The sequence below is a fragment of the Kitasatospora sp. NPDC048365 genome (assembly GCF_043200835.1).
Taxonomy (GTDB): domain Bacteria; phylum Actinomycetota; class Actinomycetes; order Streptomycetales; family Streptomycetaceae; genus Kitasatospora; species Kitasatospora terrestris.
Genome location: NZ_JBICYJ010000032.1, coordinates 1 through 22102, shown reverse-complemented (window position 1 = coordinate 22102; position 22102 = coordinate 1). Strand labels below are relative to the sequence as shown.

The 22102-nt window shown below is 71.5% G+C and carries 23 protein-coding genes; 10 read left to right on the top strand and 13 right to left on the bottom strand.

The window, feature by feature from the left end; translation table 11 throughout:
* The first annotated feature begins 483 nt into the window (after positions 1–483).
* Positions 484–1344 (top strand): DUF4240 domain-containing protein, encoded by an 861-nt coding sequence (locus tag ACGFX4_RS28220; protein ID WP_393079988.1) that lies wholly within the window; start codon positions 484–486, stop codon positions 1342–1344.
* A gap of 24 nt (positions 1345–1368) precedes the next feature.
* Positions 1369–1713 carry a hypothetical protein gene (locus tag ACGFX4_RS28215; RefSeq protein WP_393079986.1) on the top strand — a complete coding sequence of 115 codons (345 nt, stop codon included), beginning with the start codon at positions 1369–1371 and terminating at the stop codon, positions 1711–1713.
* A gap of 227 nt (positions 1714–1940) precedes the next feature.
* Here ACGFX4_RS28215 and ACGFX4_RS28210 read toward each other — a convergent pair whose 3' ends face one another.
* Positions 1941–2330: a hypothetical protein gene (locus tag ACGFX4_RS28210; protein ID WP_393079983.1), complete on the bottom strand. Its 390-nt coding sequence runs from the start codon at positions 2328–2330 to the stop codon at positions 1941–1943.
* A 169-nt stretch (positions 2331–2499) separates the two neighbouring features.
* Between ACGFX4_RS28210 and ACGFX4_RS28205 the strand changes: the two genes are divergently transcribed.
* Positions 2500–2676, top strand: coding sequence for a hypothetical protein (locus ACGFX4_RS28205; protein ID WP_393079980.1), 177 nt, complete (start codon positions 2500–2502; stop codon positions 2674–2676).
* A gap of 248 nt (positions 2677–2924) precedes the next feature.
* The gene (locus tag ACGFX4_RS28200; protein ID WP_393079977.1) at positions 2925–3128 is read left to right on the top strand and encodes a tetratricopeptide repeat protein; all 204 of its coding nucleotides are present in this window, start codon (positions 2925–2927) and stop codon (positions 3126–3128) included.
* Between the two features lie 187 nt (positions 3129–3315).
* Here the strand turns inward: ACGFX4_RS28200 and ACGFX4_RS28195 are convergent, their stop codons facing one another.
* Complete coding sequence (locus tag ACGFX4_RS28195; RefSeq protein ID WP_393079974.1) at positions 3316–4515, bottom strand: aminotransferase class I/II-fold pyridoxal phosphate-dependent enzyme; 1200 nt, start codon at positions 4513–4515, stop codon at positions 3316–3318.
* Between the two features lie 269 nt (positions 4516–4784).
* Here ACGFX4_RS28195 and ACGFX4_RS28190 point away from each other — a divergent pair, with 269 nt between their 5' ends.
* Both ACGFX4_RS28190 and ACGFX4_RS28185 read left to right on the top strand, forming a co-directional pair.
* Positions 4785–6524 carry an aminotransferase class V-fold PLP-dependent enzyme gene (locus ACGFX4_RS28190; protein ID WP_393079971.1) on the top strand — a complete coding sequence of 580 codons (1740 nt, stop codon included), beginning with the start codon at positions 4785–4787 and terminating at the stop codon, positions 6522–6524.
* A gap of 257 nt (positions 6525–6781) precedes the next feature.
* Positions 6782–7153, top strand: a complete 372-nt coding sequence (locus ACGFX4_RS28185) for a hypothetical protein (RefSeq protein WP_393079968.1) — start codon at positions 6782–6784, stop codon at positions 7151–7153.
* 195 nt (positions 7154–7348) lie between these two features.
* Here the strand turns inward: ACGFX4_RS28185 and ACGFX4_RS28180 are convergent, their stop codons facing one another.
* Positions 7349–7684 (bottom strand): DUF4345 domain-containing protein, encoded by a 336-nt coding sequence (locus ACGFX4_RS28180; RefSeq protein WP_393080164.1) that lies wholly within the window; start codon positions 7682–7684, stop codon positions 7349–7351.
* Positions 7685–7702: 18 nt separating this feature from the next.
* Here ACGFX4_RS28180 and ACGFX4_RS28175 point away from each other — a divergent pair, with 18 nt between their 5' ends.
* On the top strand, positions 7703–8209 hold the full coding sequence (locus ACGFX4_RS28175) for a TetR/AcrR family transcriptional regulator (protein ID WP_393079965.1): 507 nt from the start codon (positions 7703–7705) through the stop codon (positions 8207–8209).
* A gap of 92 nt (positions 8210–8301) precedes the next feature.
* Here the strand turns inward: ACGFX4_RS28175 and ACGFX4_RS28170 are convergent, their stop codons facing one another.
* On the bottom strand, positions 8302–8652 hold the full coding sequence (locus tag ACGFX4_RS28170; protein ID WP_393079963.1) for a hypothetical protein: 351 nt from the start codon (positions 8650–8652) through the stop codon (positions 8302–8304).
* A 346-nt stretch (positions 8653–8998) separates the two neighbouring features.
* Here ACGFX4_RS28170 and ACGFX4_RS28165 point away from each other — a divergent pair, with 346 nt between their 5' ends.
* Entirely contained in the window at positions 8999–10024 is a 1026-nt protein-coding gene (locus tag ACGFX4_RS28165; RefSeq protein ID WP_393079961.1) for a hypothetical protein, read from the top strand.
* 229 nt (positions 10025–10253) lie between these two features.
* On the opposite strand, the gene ACGFX4_RS28160 is transcribed toward ACGFX4_RS28165, so the two are convergent.
* The 4 genes from ACGFX4_RS28160 to ACGFX4_RS28145 form a co-directional block, all read right to left on the bottom strand.
* The gene (locus ACGFX4_RS28160; RefSeq protein WP_393079959.1) at positions 10254–10601 is read right to left on the bottom strand and encodes a transcriptional regulator; all 348 of its coding nucleotides are present in this window, start codon (positions 10599–10601) and stop codon (positions 10254–10256) included.
* Positions 10598–11062 (bottom strand): hypothetical protein, encoded by a 465-nt coding sequence (locus tag ACGFX4_RS28155; protein WP_393079957.1) that lies wholly within the window; start codon positions 11060–11062, stop codon positions 10598–10600. The genes ACGFX4_RS28160 and ACGFX4_RS28155 overlap by 4 nt, the downstream gene beginning before the upstream one ends.
* Positions 11063–11353: 291 nt before the next feature.
* Positions 11354–11662, bottom strand: coding sequence for a YkvA family protein (locus tag ACGFX4_RS28150; RefSeq protein WP_393079955.1), 309 nt, complete (start codon positions 11660–11662; stop codon positions 11354–11356).
* Positions 11663–11903: 241 nt separating this feature from the next.
* The gene (locus ACGFX4_RS28145; RefSeq protein WP_393079952.1) at positions 11904–12377 is read right to left on the bottom strand and encodes a hypothetical protein; all 474 of its coding nucleotides are present in this window, start codon (positions 12375–12377) and stop codon (positions 11904–11906) included.
* A 651-nt stretch (positions 12378–13028) separates the two neighbouring features.
* On the opposite strand from ACGFX4_RS28145, the gene ACGFX4_RS28140 reads away from it, so the two are divergent.
* Positions 13029–16475 (top strand): AAA family ATPase, encoded by a 3447-nt coding sequence (locus ACGFX4_RS28140; RefSeq protein ID WP_393079950.1) that lies wholly within the window; start codon positions 13029–13031, stop codon positions 16473–16475.
* Positions 16476–17065: 590 nt separating this feature from the next.
* Complete coding sequence (locus ACGFX4_RS28135) at positions 17066–17626, top strand: Imm1 family immunity protein (protein ID WP_393079947.1); 561 nt, start codon at positions 17066–17068, stop codon at positions 17624–17626.
* Positions 17627–17743: 117 nt separating this feature from the next.
* Here ACGFX4_RS28135 and ACGFX4_RS28130 read toward each other — a convergent pair whose 3' ends face one another.
* The 5 genes from ACGFX4_RS28130 to ACGFX4_RS28110 form a co-directional block, all read right to left on the bottom strand.
* Positions 17744–18241: a cupin domain-containing protein gene (locus ACGFX4_RS28130; protein WP_393079944.1), complete on the bottom strand. Its 498-nt coding sequence runs from the start codon at positions 18239–18241 to the stop codon at positions 17744–17746.
* Positions 18242–18749: 508 nt separating this feature from the next.
* On the bottom strand, positions 18750–19175 hold the full coding sequence (locus ACGFX4_RS28125; RefSeq protein ID WP_393079941.1) for a BrxA/BrxB family bacilliredoxin: 426 nt from the start codon (positions 19173–19175) through the stop codon (positions 18750–18752).
* 523 nt (positions 19176–19698) lie between these two features.
* Positions 19699–20157, bottom strand: a complete 459-nt coding sequence (locus ACGFX4_RS28120) for a DUF4279 domain-containing protein (protein ID WP_393079938.1) — start codon at positions 20155–20157, stop codon at positions 19699–19701.
* A gap of 194 nt (positions 20158–20351) precedes the next feature.
* Positions 20352–21044 (bottom strand): VOC family protein, encoded by a 693-nt coding sequence (locus ACGFX4_RS28115; RefSeq protein WP_393079936.1) that lies wholly within the window; start codon positions 21042–21044, stop codon positions 20352–20354.
* A 74-nt stretch (positions 21045–21118) separates the two neighbouring features.
* Positions 21119–21706 (bottom strand): hypothetical protein, encoded by a 588-nt coding sequence (locus ACGFX4_RS28110; RefSeq protein WP_393079933.1) that lies wholly within the window; start codon positions 21704–21706, stop codon positions 21119–21121.
* Positions 21707–22102: the final 396 nt, after the last annotated feature.

Sequence of the window (22102 nt, the reverse complement as noted above, 5' to 3'; positions counted from 1 at the left end):
TCCAGCTTCCGGTCAGCCCACCGCGTCCACCGCCGCCGGCCCCGCGCCCGCCTGGAGCGCCACCTGCCGCTCGGCCGGTACCCAGCGAGGTCTGAACCGCCGGAGCTCCCGGCCGCCCTCGGCGACCGCCCGGGCCACCAGGCGGCACCCGCCGCATCGCCCGGCGCTACGAACGCAACCACCTGCTCTACCTGGCCTTCTGCGACCTCGCCGCCCTCATAACCTGCCACAAACGACTGTCGAAGATCACCACGTGGGACAAGGTCTGGACACGCCAGGGTCAGAAAGCCTCCTCCCCGCGCGAGCGGGGCTCTGCCGCAGAACCAGGGGTGTTCACGAGTGGCGCTGACCGTGGGGCTTCCAAGGTCTTGCAAGATCGCTTCCCGGCCTGCGGTGTCGGAGGTGCATGTGAGACTGCCGGGCAGCAAGGTACGGCAGCAAGGGTGGGGTGCGATGGGATTCGTGGGCCAGGTTTGGCGGCTGGTGGGCCAGAACGAGCTGGTAGGCGAGATCGTGGTCGAGGAGACGGACTTTCCGTGGCTTCGCGGACGCTTCATGGCAGGTCCGGCCTTCGCCGCATTCGAGCCGCTGTTCGCCCGGTCACGGGCGCTGGCCGACGCAGAGGACTGGGAAGGCTTCGACGGCGTCTACGAGGAGGTCAGGAAGACCCTGTCGCTGGTCTCGCCCTCGGGCCCGGTTGCCGAGTTCCTGCTTCACGTCCAGGACGGTCACTCCTGGTTCCGGTGGAGCGATGAGCCGTCCGACGACGGGGACGACGACGGTGATCATGTCGTGAACGATTCGAGGACACCGCTGAACGAGGGCGTCGGCCCCGGGCTCCCGGTGATGACCTGGGAGCGGTTCTGGCAGCTCATCGCGGTTCTCGGCGGTGAGGCCGGCATCGAGACCTACCAGGGCTTCGAGGAGGGCTGCGCGCGCCTGACCGCGATTCTCTCGCGCGAACCCGTGGGCCGGATCATCGGCTTCGGTGAGCGTCTCGCGGAAGCTCTCTACCGGCTGGACCAGGAGCCGTTCGGCACGCTGCCCGTCGTTGGGATGGAGCTGTCCGACGGCTCGCCGTTTCCGCAGTCGGACGACAGCTTCCTGTACTCGCGGGCTGCCGTCGTGGCCGCCGGCCGCCAGCCATACGAGAGTGTCTTCGGCTGTCCGGAGCGCTTCGCGCCGTTCACCGCACTGCAATGCGAGGAACTGCTCTACGTCCACGAGGAGGCATTCGAGCAGGCGACCGGAACAGAGTGGGACCGCCTCACCCGCTACGACTACGAGTCCTGCTCGAACAAGGACGGCTGGCCCGAGCTCCGCGACCGAGCGCCGGACGCCTGAACGGAAAATCACCGGGACTCGGCCGTGGTCCGGCGCATCGCCGAGAAACTCACCGCCGACGAGGCGGCCCGGGTCGACGCCTTCCTCGCGGCCAGCACCCAGGACACCGGCCGCCTGGACGCCGTCGCCGCCGGCCAGGCTGTCACCGGCGAGGATCAGGATTGGCTGATCGCCCAGCTGCGGGCCTGGGACCGCCTGGGCCGCCTGTACGACTGCCTCGACCGCTCTGGCAGCCTCCTGAACAACACCTGCGCCGCGAGCAGCGCCGACTATGTCCGCTGGTCCCGGAACCCGCAGGCGCTCTCGCCCCTGAACCGGCCCGGCCGGTGGGTACAGCGAGGTCTTGGTGCACCGCGGCGAGACCGGTGACGGCTGAGCGGTAACCGACGGCACGATGGTCGGCCTGCGAGCCTGGACCGGTGAAGGCTGGCGGCCCGTCATGGACATCGGCCGCACTGCCGCCCCCGCCCTGGTCACCTCCGCCGCCGACCAACTGGCCTGACCGCCTCACCCCGCCCGGGTGCTGACGCTGCCCACCTCAGCGCCCGCCGCGCCCGACCGGCCAGGGTGCCTGCGGAGGGTGCGGGGGTAGGCGGTCAGGCGTCGGGGTCGACTTCGGGGTGCGTGAACCGCACGGGCTTGCCCAGCGACCGGGCATAGGCGATTTCGGCTCGCGTGCTGTCTCCGATGTAGTCACCGACCACGAGCACCTCATCAGCGAGCCGGATCTTCGCCCGGTGCAGATCGTCGAGTCGAACCTTCAGCTCCTCGGCCTCGACAGGATCGGACCAGAGTTCATGTGGCGACTTCATGTCGCAACCCGGCTTGACGACAACCTTCCCGGCAGCGGTCTCCCGAAGATCCGCGTCGGTCATGTCGGTCATGAAACGAGTGGAGCCGCAGATCACGACGATGGGCGGGAGGTTCAGCTGCTTCTTCGCGTCGGCGAGTTTCTCCTCGGGGGTAAGCGGCTGCGGGTATGACACTGGTTCCTCCTGGTGGTGTGGTCCAAGGGGTGCCGGCGGAAACGAGAACGAGGGTATCCAGGGGCATCAGTGCCTGCCTGACCCTCAAAGCCTGTCGCGGCGGCACCGGTCCGTCCGGAATGCTCGGCTCATGCGAGTGAATGCCGACGGGATCACCTTGGTGCCACGAATGCTACTGATCAGCGAGTTCCTGCTGCACGCCGACTTCCAAGTCGAACTGGACGGGCCGGTGTTCGTCGCAGCGGGCGACCGGCTCTCGTACGAGGAGGGCAACGTCGTGGTGACCAACCCTACTGGCGAGCGACGCATGCACCCGGCCCGCGACAGCTACTGGATCTGTCGCTGAAGGGCACAGGTGTTCAGCGGCGGCGCAGGGAATGGCACTCACAACGTCGCCCCCTGCCCCACGTCGGGTGCTCAACGGCACTGCCCACCGTTGCGCCGGACCGGACTGTCAGCCTCGACCGGCTGCGCTCCGTCGTCTCCGAACCGTTGCCGTGGCCTCAGAGCGGGCCTGTCCGTCGACTGGCGCGAGGCCGACGTCCTGCACCAGCTCGCCGCCAGCTGCCCGCATGCCGCAGACCCCTCGACACCGTGACCTCCCGCGGCAACCTCGCCGCCTCCTACTGGCAGGCCGGGCGCATCGACAGGGCGATCGAGCTGTTGGAGCAGGTGGTCACCGACGCTGAGCGGCTGCTGGGCCACGACCACCCAGACACCCGACAAACGGCGGATGCGCTCCGCGGCTGGCGCATGCTGGGACTGGCGATACACCACTCACCCGACCTCCCTACGTAGAGCTGGTGCCGGTGGCGCCCAGCCGCGGCGTGCAGCGGGTCTTGCGGGCCTCTGAGGCGGACCTGGTCCTGCCGGCCCGTATATCCCAACCTGGAACGCACCGAGGGCGGGCGCCCGCCGCGCCGCGGGGACGGATGGGGCGGCTTCCTGGCGCGGCTGCTCGGCCGTGGCTGAGCGGCCGCCGCGCTCACGCCCGCAGCGTGGCGGTGAAGCGGCCGAGGCGCTCGATGCCCTCGGCCAGCTCCGCGCTCGACGCCGCGTAGGACAGCCGGACGTGGGTGTCGGCCGACACCTGGCCGAAGTCCAGCCCCGGCGTCAGCGCCACGTGCGCCTCCCGCAGGGCGCGCTCGCAGAACTCCCACGAGGACAGCCCCGTCCCGCTGACGTCGAAGTAGACGTAGAACGCGCCGTCCGGCGGCACCGGCACCGGCAGGCCGATCCCGGCCAGCCCGTCCAGTACCAGCGCCCGCCGCCGGGCGAACTCCGCCCGGCGCTCCTCGCACTCCGCCAGCGCCCCGGGGGTGAAACAGGCCAGCGCGGCCAGCTGCGCCGGGGCGGACGCGCACAGGAAGTAGTTCTGCGCCAGCCGGTCCACCGCCGGCACCAGCTCCTCCGGCAGCACGCACCAGCCGAGCCGCCAGCCGGTCATGCCGAAGTACTTCGAGAAGCTGTTCACCACCACCGCCCCCGGGTCCAGGGCCAGGGCGCTGCGCGGCGGGCGCCCGTCCGCGTCCCGGTCCGCCAGGTCGAGGTAGATCTCGTCCACCAGGCGCCAGCCGCCCCGCTCGGCGGCCAGCGCGCACAGCGCCGCCAGCTCCTCCGTCGGCACCGAGGTGCCGGTCGGGTTGGCGGGGGTGGCGACCATCACCCCGCGGGTGTCCGCCGACCAGTGCTCGCGCACCGCCGCCGCGTCCAGTTGGAAGCGGGTCTCCGGCGAGGTCGGCACCAGCCGCACCCGCGCCCCGAAACTCTCCATGATCTGCCGGTTGCACGGGTACGAGGGGTCCGCGATCAGTACCTCGTCGCCCGGGTCCACCAGGGCCGCGGCCGCCAGCACCAGCGCCGCCGACGCCCCCGCCGTCACCGCCACCCGGGCCGGGTCCACGTCCACCCCGTGCCGCTCGGCGTAGAACCCGGCGATCGCCTCCCGCAGCTCCGGCAGCCCGAGCGCCGCCGTGTACGGCAGCGGCCGGCCGTCCATCGCCTCGCGCATCGCCTCCCGCACCGCGGCCGGCGCACCGAAGTCCGGCTCCCCGATGCTCAGCTTGACCACCTTGTGGCCCTGCGCCTCCAGCGCGGCGGCCTGCCGGCCGAACTCCAGCGCGTAGAACGGCGCGGTGCCGCGGGCCCGCGCGGAGAGCCGCGGGCCGGCCGTGCTGCTGGTCATCCGGTTCTCCCTCGTCCTGCGTCCGCGCCGCCCGGCTGCCGCACCCGCGGGCGACGGCGGTCGCGGTGATCGCGGTGATCGTCCCACAACCACGGGCCGGTTCGCGGAGCTGCCGGCACGGGACGGGTGCGCGGCTGAAGGACGATCACGAATCCGATCTGGGACGCCCGGCACTGGCCCGGCGCAGGCAGGTGAGGGATGCTGGCAGTCACCCGGGTGATCTCCGGGACCGCAGCCACCGGTCCCGACCGCCCCGAAAGGAGGCCGACGTGAGCACCACGACCGCGTCAGGCGAGCAGTCCACCTCCCCCTCCCCCACCCCCGCCCCCTCCTCACCGCTCCTGGAGCGCATCCGGGCCGGCATCATCGGTGAGGGCGCGGTCCTCGACGGCCCCTACGGCCCGCGCCGGGTCACCTACGCCGACTACACGGCGTCCGGCCGATCGCTCGACTTCATCGAGGACTTCATCCGCGAGGCCGTGCTCCCCCGGTACGCCAACACCCACACCGAGAGCTCCGGCACCGGTCTGCAGACGACCCGGCTGCGGGAGGACGCCCGCCGGACGATCCGGGAGAGCGTCGGCGGCACCGACGACCACCTGGTGATCTTCTGCGGGTCCGGCTCCACGGCCGCCGTCAACAAGCTCGTCGGCATCCTCGGACTGCGCACGCCCACCGGCCTCGCCGCCCGGCTCGGGCCCGACGGACGACTGCCGCCCGGGGAGCGGCCGGTGGTCTTCGTCGGGCCGTACGAGCACCACTCCAACGAACTGCCCTGGCGCGAGACGGTCGCCGACGTGGTGGCCATCGGCGAGGACGCCGACGGCCACCTCGACCTCGCCGACCTCCAGGCTGGGCTCCTGCGCTTCGCCGACCGGCCGCTGAAGATCGGCAGCTTCTCCGCCGCCTCGAACGTGACCGGCATCCTCACCGACGCCGACCGCACCGCCCGCCTCCTGCACGCCCACGGCGCGCTCTCGTTCTGGGACTACGCCGCTGCCGCACCGTACGTCCCCGTGCGTGCGGCCGAGAGCTCCCCGGGCCGCGGCGACGGCAAGGACGCGATCTTCCTGTCACCGCACAAGTTCCCCGGCGGCCCGCAGACACCCGGCGTGCTGGTCGTCCACCGGGACCTGGTGCGCAACCCGGTCCCCACCGCGCCGGGGGGCGGCACGGTCATGTTCGTGGACCCCAGCAGCCACCGGTACCTGGACGACCCGGTCGCCCGGGAGGAGGGCGGCACCCCCGCCATCGTCGAGTCCATCCGCGCCGGGCTGGTCTTCGGACTCAAGGACGCCGTCGGCACCGACCTGATCCAGGCCCGCGAGGAACAGATGTGGCACGCCGCCCTGGACCGGTGGGAACGCAACCCGCGGATCGACGTCCTCGGCAGCCACCGCGCCCGACGGCTGTCCATCGTCTCCTTCCGGATCCGGCACGAAGACCGCTTCCTCCACCACAACTTCGTGGTCGCCGTCCTCAACGACCTCTTCGGCATCCAGTCGCGCGGCGGCTGCTCCTGCGCCGGCCCCTACGGCCACCGGCTGCTCGCCATCGACACGCCGCACTCCCACGCCTTCCGGGACGAGATCGTCGGACACCACTGCGAGGGCATCAAACCGGGCTGGACCCGGATCAACTTCCACTACTTCGTCTCCGACACCGTCCGGGACTACCTCATCGACGCCGTCGACCTGCTCGCCGACCGCGGCCACCGGCTGCTGCCCGACTACCGCTTCGACCCGCACACCGGCCTCTGGCGCCACCGCAACGCCGCGGCCGAACCGCCGCTGAGGCTCACCGACGCCCGCTACGACGAACACGGAAACCTGCGGTGGCCGCACTCCCGGGCCCGGATGGGAGAGGAGGCCCTGCCCGGGCAACTCGCCCAGGCCGCTGCCCTGCTCGACAGCCGGCCCGACCTGATCGACTCCGGCCCCTGCCCCCTCCCCGCGGAGTTCGAGGCCCTGCGCTGGTTCCCGCTGCCGCCGCAGTGCCTGGCCCCGTGACCCGGTGACAGCAGTCGCGCCGTCGCCACAGGCGCCCTTGCCCTGTCCGGGCGAAGGAAGCCGGCCGCAGTCGTGCCGCAGCCCGCGTGCCGGGCCGGCGCGGGGCCGGAACCGGGAGTCCTCGAAGCTGCGGGGCCGACGGACTGTCAGTGCCGGGCGAGAGAATATCTCTGCAGGCCAAGCCAGGTGCGGCGCCTGATCCCCCTGCTTTCCACACCCCACTTCCGCGTCACTTCTGCTCGCCTTGGAGGCTTGCTGTGAGGTCCAACATCGGCACGGCCCGCTTCTTCCACCCCGCCGGAACCGACGGCGAACTCTGCCGCGCGCACTCGCGGGCGGCACTGGCCACCGGCGCCGCCGCGATCGCCCTGCGCCGCGGCCTGGACGCAGACATGACCGACACCCAGCTGCTGGAGTGCATCGCCGAGGCCAGGGACGACGCCTCGGCTCCCGCCCCCTCCCCCGAAACCCGGCTGGCGGTCCGGAGCGCCCTGCGGGAGCCGCTGACTCGCGCCACGGACCCGCAGGAGGTGGCCGACGCCGTCTTCGAGGCCCTGCCCGACACGCCGCTGCGCCTTGAGGCGCCCGACGGCCAGGTGTTCTTCCTGGTGCCCATCGCCGCCTCGTGAGCAGTGCACGGTGAACGCGCCAGCGCCACCGACAGCGTGACGGTCCGTGGCCACAAGGCCCCTGGCAGGCCGCTTCACGGCGGCTTGTCGGGGGCTCTGCCTTTCGCATCCTGCGCCGTGGGGACCGGGGCGGGCGGCCCGGCGCCGTGCCTCGGAGCGTGCGCCCACCCGTACGTGCCCGCCTTCGCCCCCGATCTACGGGCCCGCGGGAGCGTCCGCCGGCCGGGGCGCCTGCCCCTGCGCGCCGGCCAGCCGGAAGAACACCGGCGGAAGCACGAGTTCGATCACGGTCAGGACGACCTGGAACCAGTGCGGCCACCCGTCCACGGCCAGGGACACGAGCCGCCCGAATCCGCCCAGCAACAGGACTCCTGCCAGCCATCGCACGGCGGCTGCGGGGACCGGAGACTGCCGAGCGGCCCAGAGCCAGCCGAGGCCGTACCCGGCGAGGATCGCCCCGAAGAAGCGCCCGAGGCTGTCGACGGTCGCGCCCAACTCCTCGCCGTCGCCGCGCAGCTCTTCGCCTCGCAGCCGTACGACGACGTGCTCATGGAGGACGTCGTCGAGCGCGCCGGAATCTCCCGCGCGCTGCTCTACCGCCACTTCCCCGGCAAGCGGGACCTGTTCGCCGCCCTCTACCGGCAGGTCGCCGACCGACTGCTCGCCCGGACCCGCCTCGACCCCGCGGACACCCTGGTCGAACAGCTCACCGAGGGCCTGGACGCCCACATCGAGTACTTCGCGGCCAACCGCAACACCGTCCTGGCGGCGAACCGAGTGCCGGCCGGCGACCGCCTGGTCCAGACGATCATCACCAACGAACTCGACGCCCTGCGCGAGCGGCTTCTCGGCGTCCTCCCGCTCACCGACGACAGCACCCGGGAAGCCGTGTCCGGCGTCCTGAAGAGCTGGCTGGTGTTCGTCCAGGTGCTGTGCGTGGACTGGCTCACCCACGAGACCTGCACCCGGACCGAACTGCGCAACGTCTGCATCGGCGCCGTCCTCGGCGCCATCAGACCGCTCCTCGACGAAGACCCCGCCCCCGACCGGCCGTGAGCAAGCGCCGAACGAGCAACCGACCGGGCCACCACGAACGCCCGATCCGGAAGCGCCCGGACCCCGGCGACCGGAGCAGCGGCGAAGTCGGGTCAATACCCCTCGCGCACCTCGAAGACGCCGCTGTCCCAGTACACGGACGGCTCGTCGGCCTCGCTCGGCCAGTCGCTCTGCAGATGGCGGCGGCCGTGTCCCAGGGCCCCGACCCGGTGCGGGCTCAACCGTCCCGCCATCAGATCGTCCGCCTCGGCGTCCGTGATCGGCAGCACGGTCCGGTACTGCGCGTCCCGTGAGGCGACCCAGTCGACGTACTCGGTGAAGACGCTCACGAAGGCCTGCGAACAGAGGCCGCAGCGCTGGACGGAGACGATGAAATGCGAGTCGTCCTGGATCATCCTCTCCAGCCGGACCCCGTTGCGGCTGTGATGGTGCGCCCGCGCCACCACGGCATCCTCGGCGCAGCACGCCGCGCACCCGAAGGCCGCGCGGTCACTTCCATGCTCCGAACCCACGAATCCCCCGCGCCTGAGCCGTCCCTGACCTGCCGCCACCCTAGCAACCCACGGCCGAGTCCCGTCCGTCGCACGAGCAGGTTGTCTTGGGTGCCCAAAGGGCGTGAGGCACATGAGGATTGGCCTTCGGCCGGGGCCAGGTCCGGGTTCTCCCGATTCCACCGTCGACAGCCGGCCGCCCGGTCGGCCCGGGTCCGTCGCAGTGCCTTCCGCCATCGTGGACCCGCCGTCGGCAGCAGATGGTAGGCATGGCTGTTGATCTTTCGAGGGGGCGCGCATGGCGAGCGACGATCCGGTGTGGAACATGCATCGGACGGACCTGGTGGAGGCATACGAGGGCACCGGGCTGGACTCGCGGACGGTACTCGCCCAGATGCCCCAGCGGGTCAAGGACGGCTTCCTGCTGGACGAGGTCCCGTGGGAGCGCTTCCTACTGGGCCACGGCCCGGGCGAGGGCCTTCAGGTGAAGCGTCTGCTCGTGCAGGCATGCTCCGCCGACCCCGGGACGGCCCGCCGCGCACTGGACTGCCTGTTCCGCCGCCTGTTCACGGACTACCAGGTCAACGCCAGTGCCCCGCTGCTCGTGCCGTTCCTGCTGCGTCTGGGCGTCGTCCCGGCGACACCGTGGCGCGCCGACGCCCTGGGCCTGGCCGCCGCGGTGGCCCGCCACGGCGACTACGGGGCAACCCGCGACCACTTCCTGGTTACCGCGCAACCGGGCTTGTACTTCTCCTGCGACGGCTACCTGATGACCTGGACCATCGAGGCCTCACGCCTGGCGATCACCGCCGACACCCGCCTGCTTCTGCCTCTGCTCGACGATCCGGCCCCGGACGTGCGGACCGCGGCCGCCGACGCGCTCGCCACCGTGCTGGACCACACCGACCTCATCACCTCGGCCCTGCGGGACCGGCTGGCCGCCGAGCAGGTCCCCGCGGTCCGCGCCGCGCTCATCCTGGCCTGCGCGGAACTCACGCGCAGCCACCCCGACCCCGCGGTCACCGCCTGGATCGGCACCCTGTGGCCCGACCCGGACCAGACGGCGGATGTCCGCATCGCGGCCGCGCTCGCCTGGCTCTGCCTCACCGACAACCCGGTCCCGGACGACCTGCGGTACATGGTCGGCGCCTTCGTCACCGCCGACGCGGACAAGGCCTTCGACGAGGTGCCGTGGTTCACCCGTAACTACGGCCTGCTGAGCACTGTCCGCCAACTCGTCTACGGGCGACCGTTCGCTTACCCCGTTCCCGCCCTTCCGGCGACGCCGAGCCACCGCCCGCTCCAGCGGGCGGAGGGCCACTGACTCGGATGTATCGCAGTGCCGAGGCCACCCAGGGAATGCACCCATCCGCCCAGGTCCCGGCACGCATCACCACCCCACCCGCCAAGGGTGCCGCGACAGCGCGGGCGGCGGGGCCGACGGCCCGGGGCTGTGGTCCCTGCGCGGGCGGGTCGCGGTCGCGTGTCGAGGACGGGCCGGCGTCAACGCCCCGCCAGAGTTCTGGCCGGGCGCCATCGCCATCGCCATCGCCTCAAGCCTGCTGCGGATCCGACCCCTTCGAGAGCGGGCCCGAGGAGCTCGCCGCACCGGCGGCCTCGGCCGCGCTGGCGAGCTGTTGCAGAGCCGCCAGATGGGCGGCCAGCGCGACCCGCCCCTCCTTGGTCGCGGCGAGCCAGGTGCGCGGGCGCTTGCCGACGTACCCCTTCTTGACCCGCACGTACCCGGCCTCCTCCAGCGCGGCGGCGGCTTTGCTGAGCGCCGAGTCGGAGACCTGCGCGTAGTCGCGGACGGCGCCGAACTCCGCCTCCTGGCACCCCGTCAGAAAGGCCAGTACGGTCAGCCTGGTCGGGTTGTTGAGCTGAGGGTGGAGCCCGGTCACCGGTCGCCCTCCGGGCCGGCGCCGCGCATCTGGAGGGTGACGCGGCGCATGGCGCGCCAGAACACCGCACCGGCGGCCGCGCCCGCGACCGCGCCGACCATCAGCATCGGCAGCCCGGCCCACCACCCGAGCCCGCCGAGCCCGAGCTCGACCGCGGCGATCGTCAGCGCGGTGAGGACGGCCACCTTGGCCGCGGCCGGCGAGGGCCGGTTGACCACCTTCTGGAGGCGGACGACCCCTCCGGCCAGCGCGCCGATCACCGGACCGACCATCGAGCACCCGACGATCATCAGCCAGTCCAGGTCGAACTGCATCGCGGCGCCGACGACCAGCCCCTGCGCCAGGAAGACCGCTCCGACCGCGGGCCCGTACCAGTCGGGCGGCGGTACCGGGCGGGAGGCGGCGGCGGTGGCGCGGTTGGCGAGTTCGAGCGCCTCGGCAGGAGTGAGCGAGCGGTCCATGGTTCCCCCTTGAGTTCGGCAAGTTCCTCCAGGATGGCATCTTCTTTCCACTTTGGAAAGTACTTTCGCGCACCTCCGCAGCGGGTCCGGCCTCGCCCCGGATCCCGTCAGCAGCGAAGCGGCGACAACCCAGTCCGACGGCCAGGTGAGCAACCCGGTGAGCAGGGCGCTGCCGGGGGCGATTCGACGCAGCCGGCCGACGGCGGTGGGTGCAGCAGCCGTGCCCGGACCGTAGGCGATGACGAGGCCTGCACCGAGGAGGGTGACAGCGCCGGCGGGGCCCTGCCGCGATCAGTGAGGGTCGCCGTCGCGGCCGGACGGGTGGTCGGTCCGCAGGCGGAAGGCGGCCTTGTTGAGGGAGCGCAGGGCAATCAGCAGGAAGCCGATGTCGTCGAGCAGGACCGGGTCGGGCAGCAGGTCCACCGGGCTGATCAGGTAGACGATGGACGCCCAGAACAGCACCTTGTTCGACATCGGGATCCCCGATGCCCCGAGCAGCTTCCTGGCCCGGACGAGTTTCACCACCAGGACGGCCGCGAGCACCACGGTGACCAGGAGCGCCGCGCCGGCCAGCCACCAGAGTGTGCCGTCGCCGTTCATCCGTTCACCTTTCGCTCGGACGGTGCGCGATCCCGCGAGAGCCGCCGCCGTTTCGGTACAGCGACGCAGTCGGTCCAGCGGGCGGTCCGGGATGCGCAGGCTCCGGAACGGGTTGCGGCTGCCCGGCCGGGTCGGCCGTCGTGGTGGCGACCCTACCGGGCCGGTGCGAAGAGTGCGCCTCCCGGCAGGTCGGGCCCGGCGCCCGGGGCCCCGACCTGCCCGGCGAGCTTGTCGGCCCTTCTCACCGGCGCCTTCTGTTCATGGCCCGGAGCACGGCGGCGGCGAGGGCCGCCGCGCCGAGGAGTACGAGCAGCTGCGTACGGTTGGCGCGGGCCGCCGTCGCGGCGCGGCCGGCCCGCTCGCGCAGCTGCGGCGGGGTGGCGTCAGTGGCGAGATGCCCGAGGTGGGCCACCGCCTCGTGGGCCTGCGCCATCACCTGTCCGGCTCGGTCGAGCACCTCCGTCGGGGTGTGGTCCCGTGCGGCGCGAACGGCGCGCGCGGCCGTGCCACGTACCGCCTCGGCGGCCTGCACGGCCTGTTCCTGGACTTCGTCCTTCACGGCTGCCGCCTTTCGCATGGCGCTCTCGGGGAGCGCGCTTTCACCGGTCGGGCCGCCCTCGGTGTGCCCGAGTCGTCTGGGGGTCCGGTCGGCCCGGTCGCTCAGCTCGTCGAGTGACGGTGCGGATGCGTCGTCGCCCGGCATTTCCGTCGTCACGCTGTCTCCTACCCTTCAACTCGCCTCTGTCCGAATCGAGTTCGCCCGAACCGGAGGCACCTGGTCGTGCGTGGCGGCTACCCCCGACGGCGCGGCGCATGCGCGCCGGCCACCGTTCGGCCGCCAGGCGCGGAACCGGCGCCCGGGAGGCGGGTCTCTCGGATCCCTTCTGCTCCGCACGGGAGTTGAGGCCGCCACCGGGCGGTAGACGCGGACCCGCGTCAGGAGTTGCGGGTGAAGCCCTCCGACACGACAGCGGTGATCTCGACTGCCGCGATCCGAGCCTCCTCGCGCACCTCCCGGTCGGGGTGATGGAGGAAGAACTCGCGCGCCGTGGTCACCGGTTCGTCGCCTGCGACGCCGACCAGACATCCGACGGCCGTGGGAGCGGAGTCCGAGTCGAGTGCGGCGCCACGCAGGAGGCAGGGCTGCGTCGTTCTCGCGATTGCGCCCTATTTGTCAAAATGTGAGATGACTTGGCATGCTTCGCGGCTGACCCGGAGCAAGAGGGAGGTGGGCACGGCTTCGAGCCGCCGGCGGTGATCGGCGCCGCGTGCAGCCGACGTGTCCAACGGCCCGGGATCGGAACGGCATCAGCAACTTGTGGGGATCCGACCATCCGGGCCTCTCCGCCGGATAAGTTGTTGATCTATGGAGCGACGACCCATCAAGCTCGTGGTCGATGTCCTGCTCATGTTGATCGGGACCCTGCTGGGCATGGCGACGAACTACGCGACCGGCCGAACGGACCATGTGCCGCTGCCACTGCGGCTGTTGCGGGACTGGTCGGTGCCGTTGATCGGCGTCGCGTTGGTGCTTCTCGTCGGGGGCCAGATCGCGCTGCACCTCCTCGACCGGCCGTCGCCGGTGCGCCGGATCTGGGACCGGGCCCAGCCTCCGTACCCGGGGCTGGAAGCCTTCACAGCGGACGACGCAGCCGTCTTCTTCGGGCGGGACCGGGAGATCGCCGACCTGGTCGGACGGCTGCACCCGGCCGCGCCGAGGCGGGCGCAGCGATTCGTGACCGTGGTCGGGCCGTCGGGCAGCGGCAAATCGTCGCTGGTGCGGGCCGGTCTGCTGCCGGCGTTGGCCCGGCGGCGGGGACGCTGGTCGGTCGCAGCACCGTTTTCGCCCGGAGTGGGCCCGGTCGGCACCCTGCAACGGCGGCTGGCCCAACTGCCTTCCGAACGACCCGCATTGCTCGTCATCGACCAACTGGAGGAGTTGCTCACCCTGTCCGGGCCCGAGGAGCGCAACGCGTTTCTCGCCGCCGTACGGGAGGCGCTGCGCCGTGACCCGCGGTTGTGGATGGTGGCTACGTTGCGCTCGGACTTCCTCACCGGGTTCCTGGAGTCCGGCTTCGCCGAGCTGGTGCGCGAGCCGACCATCGTCGGCACGCTCGCTCGGGACGCGCTGTACGAGGTCATCGAGAAGCCCGCCGAGCAGGCCGGGCTGACCTTCGCGCCCGGAGTCGTGGCCCGCATGGTCGACGACTGCGGGGGCGGCGACGCGCTGCCACTGCTCGCCTACACGCTCCAGGAGCTGTACCTGCGCGCCGGAGGCTCCGGCGGGACGGTGACCGAGGAAACCTACCGCGCCCTCGGCGGCGTCGCCGGAGCCCTGTCCGAGAGGGCCGACCGGATCGCCGCCGAGCTGGCGGACGCACCCGTCATCCCCACCCTGCTGCGGTTCGTCACCGTCGACGGCAACGAGGCCACCCGTCGGCGGGTCCGCCGCGGCGACCTCGCCCCGCAGGAGCAGGAGGTCGCCGATGCCTTTGTCGCCGGACGCCTGCTCACCAGTGACGGGGGCGTCATGGACGTGGCGCACGAGGCGCTGTTCCGCCAGTGGGCGCCGCTGCGCCAGGCGGTCGTCGCGCGTACCGAGGACTTGCGCCGCCGCACCGAGCTGGAACGCTGGGTGCAGGACTGGGAGCGCGCGGAGCGCCAGGACTCGTACCTCCTCACAGGGGAGCGGCTGTCTGTCGTCCGGCGGTGGCTGGCGCAGTCGGCGCGGACGGTCGGCGCGACGCCGCTGGTCGAAGAGTTCGTGGACCGGTCGCTACGGGCGGATCGGGCGACGATGGAACGTGCCGCGGACGCGGTGGCCGTCCGGGCCCTCGAAAACCTCGCCACGGAGCCCGGGAGCGCGGTGCTCGCCGCCCTTGCGGCAGTCGAGGAGTGCGCGGCCACACCCGGCGCGGTCCAGGCACTGCACACGGCCCTGGGCGCCTCGCGGTTGCGCGCGGTGCTGCGCGGCTTCGAACGCGGCGCATCCGCGGTGGCCTGGTCGCCGGACGCTCGGCTGCTGGCCGTGTCGAGCGACGACGGTACCGTCCGCGTGTGGCGCCCGGAGGGTGACGACCAACCGGTAGTGCTCGAGGGGGACGGTGCCTGGATGCAAGCGGTGGTCTGGGCCCCCGACGGGCTCAGGCTTGCCGTCGGCTGCAGGGACTCCACCGTCCGCGTCTGGTCCACGCGCACCTGGGCCGAACTGGCCGTCCTCCGCCACACGGCGGCGACCGGCGACCGGGAGGAAGGGGTCGGCGGTGTCGCCTGGTCGTCCGACGGCACCCGCCTCGCGTCCGTCGGCAGCGACTGTGCCGTGCGGATCTGGGACACCGACACGTACACCGAATGCGCGGTGCTGCGCGGGCACGAGCGCACGGTCTGGAGCGTGACGTGGTCACCGGATGGAGAACACCTGGCCAGCGGCGGAGAAGACGGCACGGTGCGGGTCTGGGCTTCAGCCACGGCAGCCGTCGTCACGGTGCTCACCGATCACCAGAGCAACATCGAGTCGGTCCGATGGTCGCCGGACGGCCGTCGGCTCGCTTCGGCCTCCGGTGACCGGACCGTTCGGATCTGGGACACCGTCGAATGGGAGACGCAGCGGACGCTGGAGAACCCGGAGGTCATCAACTCCCTGGCCTGGTCTCCGGACGGCACCCGCCTTGCCGGTGGTGACGCGAACCGTACGGCCCACGTATGGAGCCTCGACGGCACCGGTGGGGACGTCCGGCTCACCGACCACACGGACACCGTCTACGGCGTCTCCTGGTCCCCCGACGGGAAGCGGCTGGCGACCGCCTCCCGCGACCGGACCGCGGCCGTGTGGGACGTCACCGAATCGACCGATGTCTTCGGCGGCCAGACCGACGCGGTCCTCCACGTCGCATGGGCGCCCGACGGGACGTGCATCGCCTCTGCCTGCCAGGACGGCTCCGTGCGTATCCGGGACATCGCCACCGGCCGTACAACCCGCCTCCGGCGCGGCGGTGAGGTGTCCGCGGTGGCATGGGCCCCGGACGGCACCCGTCTGGTCACCGCTCTGCGCGACGGCGCAGCCGTCGTGTGGCGGGCGGACGGCAGCGGCGACGACATCGTCCTGAACGGGCACGCCGGTGAACTGTCCTACGCCACCTGGTCCCCCGACGGCACCCGGATAGCCACCGCCTCCCGCGACGGCACAGCTCGCATCTGGGACGCCGCCACCGGTGCGACCGTCCACATCCTGCGCGGCCACGCGGACTGGATCGGCGGTACGGCCTGGTCCCCGGAGGGCCGCTACCTCGCCACGTCCAGCACGGACCGCACCGCCATCGTCTGGGACACCACCGTCGGCACCCCCGTCACCACCCTGCACGGCCACCTGGACTACGTCTGGAGAGTCCACTGGTCACCCGACGGCCGCCGCCTGATCACCGGCTCCCGCGACCACACGATTCGTCTGTGGGACCCGTTCCGCGGCACCGAACTCGCCGTCATGACCGGCCACGAGGGCGCAGTCCAGGACGTCGCCTGGTCACCCGACGGCACCTGCATCGCGTCCGCGTCCCGCGACCGCACGGTCCGACTCTGGCACCCGGACACCGCCACCCAGGTCGCCGTACTCGGCGTCCACGCCGACTGGAGCAACAGCCTCGCCTGGCACCCTGACAGCACGCGCCTCGCCACCGCCTCCCGCGACCGGACTGTACGCATCTGGACCTTGGCCGGACACGACGTCGACGGCCTACTGCGGCGCGCCCACAAGAGGGTGTTCCGGGAGCTCAGCACCGAGGAGCGCCGCGCATTCCTGCTGCCGGACAGGCGCTGATACCCGCGTTCCGCCCCTGTCCCTTGAAAGAACTGGGCCGGGGTCGTGGTGGGCCGGGTTGTGTCGCGGGCGTGGTGACGAAGCCCGGCGGCGATGTCGGTGCGGCCGACGAGTCGTAGTGCGCCGATCGCCAGGTTGCGTAGGGCGGCCATGGCCCGGGGCGCAGTGCCGGTGCGGACGCGGGAGGCGTCTTCACCAAAGCTGACGTCTCTGACGTGGTGGGCCTTGGCCCATTCCGCGATCGCTGCGAGAGAGCGAGCCCCGCCAGGACCGCGCAGGCGGTCAGGGCGAGAACCAAGACGAGCGGTGGCGTCGGCCGTGGTGCGGCGCGGGTCGGGCACGGTCGCCAGGCAAGCCAGGAGGGCCAGGGTGCTCGGCGGGGACGGCCGATAGGGATTCCTTGGCAAGAACTACGCGACAGCCGCCATCAGCAATGGCGAGGGGATGCGCAGCAAGACGCCATGGACTTGCGCGGAGTCAGTTTCGGCGACCCTCTACACTGACCGGCTCATGGTTGCCAGTGGCTGGACAAGGGGAAGAATGACCGAGAAAGAAACTCTGGGAACGAGGAAGCGCCCCGGGGGTGAGCGTTGATCCTCCGAGTCGAAATAAAGGGCGACGAGCACTTTCCGACGCGCCCGGAAGAAATTTCCGACCTCACTTCCGAAGCCTTCCGGTCGATCACACCGAAGGAAATCTCTCCCGGCGTCCACTCCGTTGGCAGCCAGGCATGGTTCACCGTCGGTGAGCCGGATTCCAAAAGCCCCCGCACGTACCTTCGCGTCACAGCGGACGAGCGAAGCGGCTACGGGGCCCTCAGTTGGTGGTCCAGTGCACAATCCGGCGGAATGTACGACTTCTTCTGGCTCTCCGACAACCCCGGCCCTTCCTGTGCGGGACCGCAACTGATAGCGGATCCGTGCTCCGGCGAGTGCTACGAACCCGCCAGCGCCCTACCCCTGGCACTGATCAGGGCGGCGATCGAGGAGTACTGCGCATCGGGCACCGGCGAACGTCCCACCTGCATCGGCTGGGTCACCGGAGAGTACGACGGTACGCGCCACGACGGACCGCGATTCAAAGTGTGGCTCGACGCCTTCCCGCGAGAACCCGATCCGAATCCCGAGCCGATTCGAACGGAAATCGCCTGAACCGGCCCACTCGGTGATCGGACGGGAGGCGGGTGGCCCGCACTTCGAGGTGCGGGCCGCCCGCCCTGCGCACTCGCCGGCCGGCTCGGCCGAGGCCCGCGGGACACAGCCGCGCACCTACTCGGCGGCGGCCTCCAGGGTGGTACGCCACAGCGGGCTGTCGACGTAGTGGTTGTCGTACAGCTCGGAGGAGTCCTTGATCTCCTGCACGCTCGCCTCCCCGCGCATCACCCGGCCGAGCAGCCGCAGGTAGTCGAAGCGCGGCATGCCGGGCGTGAAGGTGAACAGTACGTCGGCCTCGCTGCCGGGGGCCGCGGCGAACGCGTGCGGGGTGTGCGGGGGGACGAGAAGGAAGTCGCCCTCGTTCAGGGTCTTCACCTCGTCGCCCACCAGCACCTGGAGCGCGCCGGAGATGACGAAGAACTGCTCCGAGGCCCGGGTGTGGAAGTGGGCCGGGGCACCGACCGCGCCCTTGGCGAAGGTGGATCGGTAGGTGGTGATCGGGCTGCCGTCGGTGCCGCAGTCGGCGAGCAGCGTCATCGTGCTGCTCGGGTCGCTCGTCGTCTCGGCCTCGGCGGCACAGGTCAGAACGGGCTTCAACACGGCGCTGCTCATGGTGGTCTCCCCTGGTCACGGGCCGTTCCGGCGTTCCCTCGCGGCCTTGTGATCACAACTCTAGGCCGAGAAAAGACCTATCACATGGTTCATTTACCATCGACAATCACAGGTCAATTCTGCTCCGCGACAGCGGCCCGCCGCGCCGAGGCAGCTCTGGGCAACCGGCAGTTCTGGCGCCGATCAGGGGCTCCGACCCGCAGGCGGCGGACAACGGCGACGCCGTGCGGAGCAGGCCACCCCAGGCCTACCGCAAGATCGATTACCTGTCGTTCGCCACCCACGACTCATCGGTCAACTCATGACGACACCCCACGAACAGGCAACCGGCCGAACCGGTTTGCGGGCGCGCCTGACCTGTCTCAGCGAAGTCGGCGCGGTTCTCACCGAAGGTGAGCGGATGCAGATTCGTCTCAGCGAAGGCTCGCGGCTGTTGGTGCCCCGCCTCGGCGCTCCCGGGTGTCTGCCGGGAGCGCCGAGTGGCCTTGGTGGCGGGGTGGGCCTGGGGCTACTGGCAGTGTTCCTCGAAGGCCTCGGTGAGCTCGGCGGCCACCTGCCGGGCGTCGCGGCCCTCGATGCGGTGGCGCGGGATGAAGTGGACGAGTTCGCCGTCCTTGAAGAGGGCGAACGAGGGGTGGGACGGCGGGATGTCGGGGAAGTAGCCGCGCATCCGCGCGGTGGCTTCCAGGTCCTGCTCGTCGAAGACCGTGAACAGCCGGTCGGGGTGCTTGCCGTCGCTCTCCAGGGCGATGCCGACCCCGGGGCGGGCCGTGCCCGCCGCGGCGCCCGTGATGCTGTTGATGGCGATCAGGGTCACACCGGTGTTCGCCTCGGCCATCGCGGCGTCGACCTCGTCCGCGGTCAGCAGTTCCTTGAACCCGATCGACGTCAGCTCTTCCTTGAACGGCTTGACCAGCAGCGGCGAGTACGGCATCAGGAGATCCTCACTGTATGGAATGGTGTGATCACAAAGCGTATCTGCCGCGTGGTGTGCCTGCCGCTGCACCCGCGGCGGCTGTTCCCGGCGATTCCGGGGCGCACCGCCTCCCGACCGTTCGCCGCCCGCCGTCCTCCCGCCGCAGCTGCGGCCGTGATCGGTCCCGGCACGCTGCTTCAGCCCGCCTGCCGCTGCGCTCTGGCGTGGTTCGTGCGGGGTACCTGGTGTGCTCGCCTGGCGGTGTGTGTGGTGGTGCCTGGTGGACACGGTCGGTGTGGGTGGTGACCCCGAGGTCAGTAGCAACGGTTGCGGTGGAAGGGCAGGGTCGGCGAGGCCGACCAGACTGCCGCCTCGCGGGGGGACCCGCATCCAGGCGAGCAAAACCGGCTCTGGCCTGTGGTGATCAACCTTCGCCGAGACGAATCCGCATCCGCTCACCTTCGGTGAGAACCACGCCGCCTTCGCTGAGACAGGTCAGCGCCTCAGCTCGTGTGCTCAGCCGACCAGGAGGTCGCGCGGTTCAACTGGCGGCCTCGATGTCGGTCATGTCGTACTCGTCGACATCGAGCTCGGCACCGACTGTGGTGAGGAAGTCCAGGACAGCTCGGTCCAGATGCCAGCCGAAGAGGTTGGGGGTGTCCGTTGTGCTTGGCTGCTCCAGGTCGGTGTCGTTGAAGTAGCGCACGACCTGAAGGACCGCCCCGCCGTCGTTGGCGGTCAGCCGACCCGCCAGTTCGGCGATGCGGGCCGTGTGCGGCCGGAGTCTGTCGAGGATGCAGGTGATCTGTTCATCGACACGCAGTCCAGGTTCCCGGCAGACGATCTTCCAGCTGTGGTCCACCCGAATCGGTCTCGGCCCGGTGAAACGGCTGCCGCGGACGGACACCTCGTCGGGAGCGATACACAGTTGTGAAGTAATCTCGTCGGCAGGGATGCACCGGCTGAACAGCGCGAAGTAGGCGTACTGGTGGAGAGGCATCCCGGGAGAATAGTGGTGCCAGGGGTACGGCGAGCGGGATTTGTCCCGGCCTCCCGGGGCCGGCAGCCGGGCGGGCGAGGTGCCCGGCGAGCCGGAACGGAACGTCCGTCAGCTCCACGGTTCGGGCGCCCGTTCCGGATCACTGCGTCCGAGCGGTTGCTCGCCCGGGCGCCGTCGGGAGGCCGGCGGGCGTGTCAGTCGCGGCCCTGCCAGGTGGTCACGCAGGCCTCGTTCCCCTCCGCGTCGGCGAGCACCCAGAAGGCGGGGGCGCGGGTCGCCGACACGAGGTGGCCGCCTGCCGCCAGCGCGGCGGCGATCCGCCGGGGCGCCTCGTCGTGCGGGACGCAGATGTCGAAGTGGATGCGATTGCGCTGGGGGCGCGCACGATCCAGCTGCTGGAACCAGATCGCCGGGCCCTGCCCGACCGGGTCGACGAGCGGGTCCTCCGGTCCTCCGGCACCCGCCTCGTCGGCGTAGCCCAGCACCGCCTTCCAGAACGGCCGGATCTCGGCGATGCGCAGCGCGTCGATGGCGATCTCCAGGAGTTGGACCGACCGCGGTGCGCCCGTTCCGGTCTCGGGGCCGGTCGTCAACGGGCCGGTCTGCCGTACGGCGGCGGAGATCAGACGGGCGAGTTCGACGTCCCGGGTGGTGACCGCGGCGTGGTCCACCGACTGCAGGGTGAGCACGACCCGGTGGGGGCGGGCGTCGACCGACAGGTGCCGGTCGGCGTCGCTGCCGCACACCGTGGCGGCCTTCGCCGCGACGTCGATCGCCTGGGCCAGCGATCCGACCGGGACCGACGTCCGCAGACTGCCCAGCAGGAAGCGCCAGCCGTGGTCCTGGATGGCCTCCGACGCTTCCGAACCCGTCAATGTCCGTTCCACGCAAGCATCTTCGCAGCCCGTCGGGCGGTCCGTCAGGCGGTCCGTCCGAGTGCCGCCCCGATGGGTGGCGGCGGCTACTCGCCCGCCACCCGGACCTCCTGGAGCAGGCCCCAGGTGAAGTCGGCCGTGCAGGAGTGCAGTCGGCCGTCCGCGTCCGGCGCCTGGAGGTCCAGTTGGAAGCGGGTGGGCGCGGTTCCTTCCCGCGGTACGGCGGACGGGAACGCGGCACCCACGTCGTCCGGCACGCAGCTCCAGGGCGCCAGGTCGGCGAGCGTGCGCAGTGCCGGCGCCGGGGAGCCGGGCGGCCGGACCAGCCACTCGTTGAGCAGTGGTCCGCCGAGCTCCGCCGGTCCGAGCAGCACTTCGAAGCGGAGCTCGGGCCAGAGCGGCAGGGCCCACTGGTGGGCGGTGCAGTCGAGGTCGCCGATGCGCCGCGCCACAGTCGCGTCGGGCGGTCCGAGTACGGCGGTGTACCGGGCGCCGCCGCGCGGGAAGCGGGGCGCGCGGATCATCGCCTGCCAGCGCTTGTTGGCCTCCCGCAGCTCGGCCCGGCCGGCGCCCAGCCGGAGCACCGCGTCCTCCACCAGGGCCGGTTGGAAGTCGGCCATCCTGCGGAGCAGGACAAGTTGGAGCTCGGTGACCCCGAAGCCGTTGATCGCCATGACCGCAGGTTAACGGGCGCGTCCACGTTCCGGACGGCAGCCGGGTCGCCGCCCGGGGCGGGAGCTTGTCGCCGGCCCCGGGGCGAGGAGTGCGGCCGGCAGGGGCAGCAGCAGTGGCAGGTAGACCGCGACGCGCACCGGGATGCCGGGCCGGTGGAAGGCCGCGGGCGCTCGACCAGCCTTCTCGACTGCGTCCGGTTCCTCGCGAACGGCTCAACCCCGGCCCTCGCCGCCAGGAAGCACCTTCTCGCGCCCCGTCGTGCGATGCTGACGGGCCGTCCGGCACGGGCCCGGCCTGTCGGCCGGAAGCTCCTATAGATCGTCAAGTGGTCTGAAGGAGTGGTGGCGCTGTGGTGCGTGGGCTGGCGAGGTGTTTGTAGATCTCGCGGGCGATGA